This is a genomic window from Vibrio sp. V03_P4A6T147 (assembly GCF_002241085.1).
GTDB classification, from domain to species: domain Bacteria; phylum Pseudomonadota; class Gammaproteobacteria; order Enterobacterales; family Vibrionaceae; genus Vibrio; species Vibrio anguillarum.
Genome location: NZ_NDIO01000388.1, coordinates 1 through 8,897, shown reverse-complemented (window position 1 = coordinate 8,897; position 8,897 = coordinate 1). Strand labels below are relative to the sequence as shown.

Annotated in this window: 9 protein-coding genes and 1 pseudogene; 4 read left to right on the top strand and 6 right to left on the bottom strand. The window is 44.4% G+C overall.

What is annotated here, in order from left to right:
* Window positions 1-180 precede the first annotated feature (180 nt).
* Window positions 181-522, top strand: a complete 342-nt coding sequence (locus B9J84_RS14780) for a DUF3802 family protein (protein WP_026027237.1) — start codon at window positions 181-183, stop codon at window positions 520-522.
* A gap of 11 nt (window positions 523-533) precedes the next feature.
* Here B9J84_RS14780 and B9J84_RS14775 read toward each other — a convergent pair whose 3' ends face one another.
* Entirely contained in the window at window positions 534-1,046 is a 513-nt protein-coding gene (locus B9J84_RS14775) for a C40 family peptidase (protein WP_064625215.1), read from the bottom strand.
* 58 nt (window positions 1,047-1,104) lie between these two features.
* On the opposite strand from B9J84_RS14775, the gene B9J84_RS14770 reads away from it, so the two are divergent.
* Window positions 1,105-3,180 (top strand): methyl-accepting chemotaxis protein, encoded by a 2,076-nt coding sequence (locus B9J84_RS14770; protein WP_094124453.1) that lies wholly within the window; start codon window positions 1,105-1,107, stop codon window positions 3,178-3,180.
* A 36-nt stretch (window positions 3,181-3,216) separates the two neighbouring features.
* Here B9J84_RS14770 and B9J84_RS14765 read toward each other — a convergent pair whose 3' ends face one another.
* Window positions 3,217-4,008 (bottom strand): sterol desaturase family protein, encoded by a 792-nt coding sequence (locus tag B9J84_RS14765; RefSeq protein ID WP_094124452.1) that lies wholly within the window; start codon window positions 4,006-4,008, stop codon window positions 3,217-3,219.
* 92 nt (window positions 4,009-4,100) lie between these two features.
* Between B9J84_RS14765 and B9J84_RS14760 the strand changes: the two genes are divergently transcribed.
* Window positions 4,101-4,832, top strand: coding sequence for a tRNA-uridine aminocarboxypropyltransferase (locus B9J84_RS14760; RefSeq protein ID WP_094124451.1), 732 nt, complete (start codon window positions 4,101-4,103; stop codon window positions 4,830-4,832).
* Window positions 4,833-4,988: 156 nt separating this feature from the next.
* Window positions 4,989-5,900, top strand: a complete 912-nt coding sequence (nagK, locus tag B9J84_RS14755) for an N-acetylglucosamine kinase (protein WP_088732431.1) — start codon at window positions 4,989-4,991, stop codon at window positions 5,898-5,900.
* A gap of 79 nt (window positions 5,901-5,979) precedes the next feature.
* Here nagK and B9J84_RS14750 read toward each other — a convergent pair whose 3' ends face one another.
* From B9J84_RS14750 to fbpC, 4 genes and pseudogenes are all read right to left on the bottom strand, one after another.
* Window positions 5,980-6,255 carry a DUF2960 domain-containing protein gene (locus B9J84_RS14750; protein ID WP_026027239.1) on the bottom strand — a complete coding sequence of 92 codons (276 nt, stop codon included), beginning with the start codon at window positions 6,253-6,255 and terminating at the stop codon, window positions 5,980-5,982.
* Between the two features lie 198 nt (window positions 6,256-6,453).
* Window positions 6,454-6,966: pseudogene (gene mobB / locus B9J84_RS14745) on the bottom strand (molybdopterin-guanine dinucleotide biosynthesis protein B); the annotation flags it as partial.
* Complete coding sequence (gene mobA / locus B9J84_RS14740) at window positions 6,963-7,550, bottom strand: molybdenum cofactor guanylyltransferase MobA (RefSeq protein ID WP_026027998.1); 588 nt, start codon at window positions 7,548-7,550, stop codon at window positions 6,963-6,965. The gene mobA and the pseudogene mobB, both read right to left, overlap by 4 nt.
* A 267-nt stretch (window positions 7,551-7,817) precedes the next feature.
* A complete protein-coding gene (gene fbpC, locus B9J84_RS14735) occupies window positions 7,818-8,873 on the bottom strand; it encodes a ferric ABC transporter ATP-binding protein (RefSeq protein ID WP_017044718.1) in 1,056 nt (351 codons plus the stop codon).
* Window positions 8,874-8,897 lie beyond the last annotated feature (24 nt).

Here is an 8,897-nt window from a genome sequence, read left to right as displayed (position 1 = left end):
TTATAGGATGGCGCATCCTACTTTGGGGAAAATAAATGCTCGTGAAATAGATGCTTATCAAGAAATCGCGGGAAATTTGAACGTCTAAACTATCAAATCTGTGAAAATGGGCTGACATGGCTTAGTATTATTGAAGGTACAGTGATTACTAGCAATTTAGCGGTAAAGCGGAGAATTAAAGTGGTTGTAGAAACCGATGGTTATTTGGCTCTGATAGAGCATCTCTCTTTTAATATGGATGTGTTCACATCAGGCGGAGATATTGGCGCTGAAAGTGTAGAAGATGTTGTGACCGACATGGTTTCAAGCAACATCATGGCTATTTTTGAACAAAACCCTGAGCTACATTCCAGTGTTCGATTCCAGTTGCTCAAAGAAGCCGATTCTGTAGTGGAAGATCTTGGTGAAGTATTGGCGGGTGTTTGGAGTAAACCTGCGACCAATGAACAGATCCTTTTTCTTGATGAATACATCGCCTTAGTGAAGAATCTGTTCGATACTGCCGTTGCGAAGTACGACTAATTGAAGTATGACTAATCAGAGTTAGGCGGGCTTATAATCCGCCTAAATTGCCAGAATTTAGAAGCCCAATAGGGGTTATCGATTCTTGAGATCATCACACCTTTAGACGTAGAGGCGTGCATGAATTTTTTGTCTCCTAGATAGACTCCAACATGATTGCTCGTCCTTGATGTTCTAAAAAAGACCAAATCCCCGCGCTGCGCATTTTGATAATTTACCTCAAACCCCGTTTGACTCTGTGAGCGTGTGGTTCGTGGTAGAGGAATCTGCCATACATCTTTAAACGCTATTTGTACAAATGCTGAGCAGTCGACTCCGTTCAACGTTTCACCACCTAATCGATACGGCACTCCTTGCCAGCGCTGAAAAACCGTGCCTAATCCATCGTCTTTATCTTGGACAATTGACAGAATCTCTTTTTGAGTAACATAAGTAGGGCCAGAATTGGACGAAATAGGCGATCCTACGCAACCCGTTAGCACACTAGTTATTGATAATGCGAAGAGTATTGGACTTTTAATCATTTATCATCCCAATGAAATGTAACTGAAACATTTTTGAAATATTGCATTCCTACTATGGTTGAGCCTTAACACATTCTCTAATCACTTAGTTGCATTTATCATGAATTCCTCAATAAATAATCGACATTCACTGTCGTTGATTCAAACCATCAGTGCCATTTTCATCACGATGACGTTACTGGTGGTCCTTTTATCCATCACCAGTTTAAAAAGCATCGATAAGGTAGGGCTACAGTTTTCTGGATTGTCTGAACAAACACTACCTTTGGCATTAAATAATGCAAGGTTGACGCAAAATATATTAGAACAAGTACAATCTCTCGGAGATGGCATTCGCACAACGGAATCGGCAGAATTAGAAGCGGTAAACCAGCAATTAAGCCAGTTAAACCAGCAGACGGACCAACTTACTGACCAGCTTTTCTCCATCGCTACTCGTATCGGTAACGCGATTACTCAAGATCATCAAGTGTCGTTACGCAGCAAAAGTACGGCTTTTCAGCAGCTCACCTATTCTATTTTATCAACGCAGGCCTCTTTGCTTGAACAGCAGAATGCTATCGATAACGCCGCCACCGCGTTTCGTTACGGATTAAGCTCCATTGGACCGGAGATGAACCGGATCAGTTCATTTCTCGCATTAGATAACCCTGAATCGATGGATGCGGCTAACCGCTTTATTGCTAGTGCAAGTTCGATGGAAAGTACCTTCTTACTGTTAATGATGCAAAACGATCCTGAACAGGCCAAAGTGCAATTTAAGGAAATCCGTAATCGCATGGCGGGAATTGAGCTAGCCTTTGATGATTTCAAAGAGTGGCATCCTGATGTTATGGAGTTTGCGAGCCTGACGGCACCTTATGAAATGGTTAAAGCGGGTTTTGTTGAGCATGGCATTTTGGCACTAATCTTAAATAAAATTGAGCAAGCACAGCAGCAGCGACAAGAAATGGCACAAGCTGCGCAGCTAGCCAAAGACACGGTAGCACTGCTAAATACGATTTCTGCCACCGCAAGTGAGTTGATCAAACACAGTGAGAACGTGGTTCATGACGCAATGCTAATGGTTAAGCAAGTACAATATACTGGCGGCATTATTCTGGTCGCTTTAGTTTTACTTGCATGGCTAGGGTTACGCCACTGGCTAAAGCTGGGGCTGAATAACTTATTGGCCAAGCTTGCATTATTAACTCAACACGATTTTTCTCAACCCGCTCGCTTGATTGGCCCGAGTGAATTTAAAGAAGTTGCTCTACAACTAAACCAAGTTATTGAATCAACAAAATATTCAATTTCTACCGTAACGCGCAATTGTGAAATGCTCTACCAAAATGCCGAAACCAGTCACGATGCAGCCGATAAATCCAACCGCAGTTTAGCCTCACAAAATGATTCGTTGGTTAACATGGTTTCCACCGTGAGTGAGTTGGAATCGGCGATTCGGAATATCACGCTTGTGACCAGTGAATCTTATGAAGAATCAGTGGCTGCCAGCCAGTTTTCTACGCAAGGGGTGAAAGTTGTGGAACAAAACCGTGTTCGCTTGGAATCTCTTGAAAATACACTGCATTTAAACGATGAAGCAATGCACGAGCTTGACCAGCGCGTGAAGAAAATTCGCGAGATGGTGGATATGATCAGCGGTATTGCTGACAGCACCAACTTACTGGCGTTGAACGCCGCGATTGAAGCAGCAAGAGCTGGCGAACAAGGGCGTGGTTTTGCAGTTGTAGCCGATGAAGTACGCAAATTGGCCAGCGATACATCACAGCAAACCACCAATATCCGAGACATGATGAATGAACTCACCAATGCAACGCAGCGCTCTCGTCAAGCGGTATCGGATTCGCGGCAAGAGATGAGTAATGCACTGCAATCGAGTCAAGAAGTAAAAACAACATTTGAGCAGATAGAAAAAGCAGTGGAACAGATTCGTGCTCGAGTTGAGCAGATAAGCGTTGCAACAGAAGAGCAAGAGCGAGCGACGGCCGATGTAAGCCAATCTATCAGCCAAGTTTCATCGCAAGGTGAGCAAACCAAATTACAGCTTGAAGCCATGGTCGAAAGTTCAGAGCAGGTGGCTGAAGTTGCGGGTGAACAGCAGGCTATGTTGCATAAATATACGCTCAACTAGCTTATCCAGTGCGGATTTTTGTATTTCATGACGTTGTCACTTTTTTCTAAATGGTTGGGTAAGCATTTTATCCAACCACTGCTCACGCTTCTCTCGAAAGAGTGGTAGGCCGATAATGACCTGCTTATGGCCCAATTCTGGCTGCGCACGATAAGTACGAAATAGCCGATCCCAACATGACAAGAAAAAACCAAAATTGGAGTGAGTTTCTCTCACAATGACTGAATGATGAACCCGATGCATGTCAGGTGTCACCACCAACCAGCGAAGCCAACGGTCCATTTTCAACGGTAATTTTGCGTTACTGTGGTTAAACATCGCGCTCGCATTGAGCACAACCTCAAATATCAATACCGCGAATGGGCTGACACCCAAAATGATCACGCAAGTGATTTTGATCCACAAAGAGAGAATCATTTCGAATGGGTGAAACCGTGAGCCAGTGGTCACATCAATATCTTGGTCAGCGTGGTGCATGCGATGTAAACGCCATAACCAAGGAGAGAAGTGAAAAAGCACATGCTGGGCGTAAATCACGCCATCAAGAATAATAACTGACAGCACAATTTCAGCTACTTGTGGTAAATCCACCCAATTAAAAAGGCCAATCGAGTCTTGCTGCGCCCAATAAGCCGCTTCAATGGCTAACACTGGCATCAATAGCGATAAGCACACGCTATTTAAACCAACCAAACCTAAATTATTCAGCCAGCGAGTGGCTTTACTTTGGGTGAGTGTTTTACGTGGGCAAGACCATTCCCACAGCGCACAAAGCATAAATACAGCGAAAAATATGCTCAAACGGATCAATTCAGGGTTCAGGTTCATACTTAATGGCTCATCTTCAATGGTCTTGTGCTAGGAATCTGCTTGTACTGTAAGTACAATCGGCAGCACTTTCCAGCTTGCCGCCCTGATTTATGAGAATCCACGCATTTAACCATTTGTTCCAACATCGCTTAGCGTTATCGACCAAACCTTTTCAAGCTCGTGGTGCGAAAGTTGAACGTTGCGCCTATTGTCAGGTCGCCACGCAATACTGCTTATGCGGCCATCAACCGGATATGGATACGGATATCGCAGTATTACTGCTGGTTTCTGAAAATGAAGTATTTAAACCCAGTAATACTGGTCGACTAATTGCCGATGTGATTAAAGAAACTTACGTTTATCAGTGGAATCGCACCGAACCTCACGCGGAAATGCTAGCACTGTTGAATAATCCCGCTTATCAACCAGTCGTCATTTTTCCCGAAGAGTATGTGGATGAAAAGCCTCGAGTAATGCAAAGCCCTCCCAGCGCGCACGATAAACGCAAACCACTGTTGATATTGCTTGATGGAAGCTGGCGCGAGGCAAGACGAATGTTTCGCAAATCACCTTATTTGGATGCGCTTCCGGTGATGTCTATCGCACCTAAAAGCGTATCGCAATATATGATGCGTAAATCTGATAATGAGCAGCATTTATCAACGGCTGAAGTGGCGTCATTGTTATTGGCTGAAGTGGGTGAGCATCAAGCCTCTCTGCTATTAAGCCAATGGTTTGAAGTGTTTCGGGAAAGTTACTTGCTGAGTAAAACCCGCCTAAAGCATGATTTGAGCAGGCCAGTCTTGAAACGTTTCATCGACCAGCAGCAAAGCGAGACGTGACTCTAAAGTTGATCGATTCGGTGATGAGTAATTGTTCAATCGAACCTATAGACCAGATAAATTGGTACTCGGTCACGGATTGTAGGCTGAGCTCTGTGGATAATGCCCAAAGTTTTATTTTTAGCTCATTGATGAGCAAATTTTAGGAGAGATTGCATGTACTACGGCTTTGATGTCGGTGGCACTAAAATTGAGTTTGGTGCGTTTAATGAGAAGTTAGAACGCGTAGCAACGGAGCGCGTTCCTACCCCAACAAACGACTACAATCTGCTAGTTGAAACCATTGCGCAGTTGGTGAGTAAATATGACGCGCAATTGGGTGTGGAAGGCAAAATAGGCCTTGGCCTACCGGGTATGGAAGATGCTGATGATGCTACGGTATTAACCGTCAACGTTCCTGCTGCAAAAGGCAAGCCGTTACGCGCTGATTTAGAAGCAAAAATTGGCCGCAGCGTGAAGATTGAAAACGATGCAAACTGCTTTGCGCTTTCTGAAGCATGGGACGATGAGCTGAAAAATGAGCCTTCGGTTATGGGCCTAATTCTCGGCACAGGTTTTGGTGGCGGCCTTATCTATGAAGGGAAAGTGTTCTCTGGCCGTAACCACGTCGCGGGGGAGTTTGGTCATATGCGTCTGCCTCTTGATGCATGGTTACATCTTGGCGATAACGCGCCGATGCTCGGCTGTGGTTGTGGCAAACAAGGATGCTTAGACAGTTATCTCTCTGGCCGCGGTTTTGAGCTATTGTATGAGCACTATTATGGCGAGCACAAAAAAGCGATTGATATCATTCACGCCAATGAAGCAGGTGAAGCGAAAGCCGTTGAGCATGTTGAGCGCTTTATGGAACTACTTGCCATCTGTTTTGCCAACATTTTCACAGCCAATGACCCACACGTTGTTGCACTCGGTGGCGGTTTATCAAACTTTGAATTGATCTACCAAGAGATGCCTAAACGCGTACCGAAATACCTGCTTTCTGTCGCGAAATGTCCGAAGATCATCAAAGCAAAACATGGTGATTCAGGTGGCGTACGTGGTGCGGCTTTCCTTAATATCAAATCATAAAATCAAACAAAAAGGGCCTATAATCAAACGGGCCCTTTTTTATATCAGTCAAAAGTTAACTCTTTAACCTAAGTTCTGTTTATTTGGTGTTAGCGCCTTTTTTACCCACACCTACGTTTTCTTTTTGTTGCAGTGTTAGCTTGCTAAAACCTAACTTTTTAAAGTGGTTATCGCGGTAATTGCGTACCGCTTTTGCGTCAGAAATCATTTCCAGCTGCTGTTCCATTTTTAAAAAATCAGTAATATCAATACCTTCTGCTTCGGCTACTGCTTCTTGAATGTTGTGATGCTTTTCGTAAGAAAAAGTCAGCGTTTTATCTTCATTTTTGTAAGTGTACAAAATGGTGCGAGCCATGATCATCTCTCTAAAATCGTCATTCCCAATTTCGGGAAAATAAACAAAGGCTGATCGCTTACTATCAACCGATTGAAAATGGGGGCGTTGGTAGCGCTTAAACATGACTAACCAACATGTAATGGGCTAGATTTTGCCTTTAAGTGGGATAATTGTCACGCTTTCACCACCGAAATAGCGCAGGATATTTCATTTACAACGCTGTACATATTCAATCACAAACGCCGCGATTGCATCGAGATTATTGATGTCCATTTGTGGTAAAGCACTTTTCACAACTTCATCCGCGGCGATAGCGATGATATTTTCATCATTTGGATATAGCCAAGGTTTACCCACTTCAGCACGGTGCAATTCAATTTTTGGAAAGGCGAGGTTTTTACACCCTTCAACTAAAATTACGTCGAGTTTATCGCAATCAAAGCGAGACAAAAGATATTCGAAATCGGGTTCGGCTTCTGGCGTCTCAGTCATCATGGCATGACGATAGCGCGATGCAACTAACATCTGGCTTGCCCCCGCTTTACGCAGCCGATGGCTATCTTTACCTGGTTTATCAATATCAAAATCGTGGTGCGCGTGCTTAAGTACGCCTAATGTTAGGCCTGCTGCCCTTAACTTGGGCAATAAGGCTTCAAGCAGGGTCGTTTTTCCTGTGCCAGAGTAGGCCGCAAAACCAAGTAAAGGGCATGAAGGCGCTTGATATTTCATGATGTCAAAGTTCCAAATTGTGCCAGATCTTGAGGCGTGTTGAGGTTCAAAAAGCAGTTTGGCGAGTCGCTAAAGTCAACGTAATCTGTGTGGCATTCTTGATAAAGACGGGTGATTTTTCTCTCGCCACGTTCTAAAAATGCAGTCAGTGTTGGCAGCACACGTTGGTGAATAAGGGTGAATACGGGTTGAGCGAAGTGACCATCATGGGCGACTAAAATATCATGCGAGTCTTGAGCAGCATGGCAAAAACGCGCAACAAGATCGTCATTGATCAACGGGCAATCGCAAGGGACAAATCCGACCCAATCGGTTTGTGCATGGGTTAACCCTGCCTGAATTCCAGCGAGTGGACCGGGATAATCAGCCATGGTATCGGAAATGACAGGCGCAAACTGACGATACTGTGCATGGTTACGATTAGCGTTAATCGTCAGGTTAGTAGATTGCGGCTTAAGCTTATTCATGACATGTTGAATCAAAGGTTGGCCATTGAGTTCAATCAGCCCTTTGTCTTGTCCACCCATACGGCTGGCTTGCCCACCCGCTAAAATAACCCAACTTGTTTGTGTGGGAAGTAACATGAAATGTCTCTTAATTGTGCGATGAGAAGAGCGCCGTACAGACAAGTTAACTCATGGATTGAGCATCACTCGCCCATTTTTAGTGGCGACAAACCAAGTTAAGGATGATAACCCAACTCATGCCTTGGTGCTAACTGGCTGATGATTATAACCAATCTCACTTGCGCGGGTGGATCTTTTTCATTGCTCTCGTTAAGTTGTTCATTGCTCTCACTAAGACACAAACGCCTCCATTAGTTTGGAGGCGTTTGGTCAAGCTAGGCAGTATTAAGCATCTTCAGGTAGTAGGAATAACCCCACGGGGTTGATCGTCAGGTAAGGGTGATCAGCGTAACTGGGGTCAAATTGTGACGAGTTGAGTTGCAGTAACAGCTCTTTGTTGTGCCATTTAACCAACACTTCATACATCGACCCCATGTAAGCAATACTGGTAATTTGACACTGTTGGCAGGCATCACCGTCCGCGCAGAGCAAAATAGCTTCTGGTCGAACACCAATTTGATAATTTCCCGCAGGCAAAGCCGTGACACTGTCATCATTAGCGGGGATCTTATAGCCATTGATGATCAAATATTCACCATCATATTGACCCTCAAAAATATTGGCTTCGCCCATGAAGTTGGCCATGAACATCGAGGTTGGGTGCTTATACAGTTGAGTTGGTGACCCCTGCTGCATGATGTCGCCATCTTTCATCACAATCACAGTATCAGAAACGGCAAAGGCCTCAGCCTGATCGTGCGTCACATACAAAGAGGTGATATTAAAACGCTGTTGCAACTCTCGAATAGTTTCACGCATGCTGCGTCTTAAATTGGCGTCCAAGTTACTGAGCGGCTCATCGAATAGCAATACCTTAGGCTTAAGCACCAACGCGCGAGCGAGCGCTACTCGCTGTTGCTGACCTCCTGAAATTTGGTCAACGTAACGTTCTCCAAAGCCTTCTAAATCGACTAATTTCAAGGCTTCATCCACTCGCTGTTTTACTTCATCTTTACTCAAGCCAATCATTCTTAGGCCGTAACCTACGTTGTCATGTAAGGAAAGGTGAGGAAACAGAGCGTAAGATTGAAACACCATGCAGATGTCACGTTGCTGGATGGAGGTGCTCGTGACATCTTCACCATCAATAAAAATTTGGCCGCTGGTTGGTTTTTCGAGCCCTGCGACCAAACGCAGCACGGTCGTTTTTCCACATCCTGAAGGGCCGAGCAGTGTTACAAGGCTGCCTTTTTTGATTTCTAAATCCAAATTACCAATGACGGTTTTATCGCCAAAACGCTTGCAGACATTCTTTAAAACAACAAAGTTTTCATTTTCCATGGTGATATCTCCAATGGTTATTCT

Bases quoted from the DNA above. Each gene is read 5' to 3' on its own strand.
- B9J84_RS14765 (WP_094124452.1), bottom strand. From the start codon at position 4,008: ATGAACCTGAACCCTGAATTGATCCGTTTGAGCATATTTTTCGCTGTA.
- mobA (WP_026027998.1), bottom strand. From the start codon at position 7,550: ATGTTACTTCCCACACAAACAAGTTGGGTTATTTTAGCGGGTGGGCAA.
- nagK (WP_088732431.1), top strand. From the start codon at position 4,989: ATGTACTACGGCTTTGATGTCGGTGGCACTAAAATTGAGTTTGGTGCG.
- B9J84_RS14760 (WP_094124451.1), top strand. From the start codon at position 4,101: ATGAGAATCCACGCATTTAACCATTTGTTCCAACATCGCTTAGCGTTA.
- B9J84_RS14775 (WP_064625215.1), bottom strand. From the start codon at position 1,046: ATGATTAAAAGTCCAATACTCTTCGCATTATCAATAACTAGTGTGCTA.
- B9J84_RS14750 (WP_026027239.1), bottom strand. From the start codon at position 6,255: ATGGCTCGCACCATTTTGTACACTTACAAAAATGAAGATAAAACGCTG.
- fbpC (WP_017044718.1), bottom strand. From the start codon at position 8,873: ATGGAAAATGAAAACTTTGTTGTTTTAAAGAATGTCTGCAAGCGTTTT.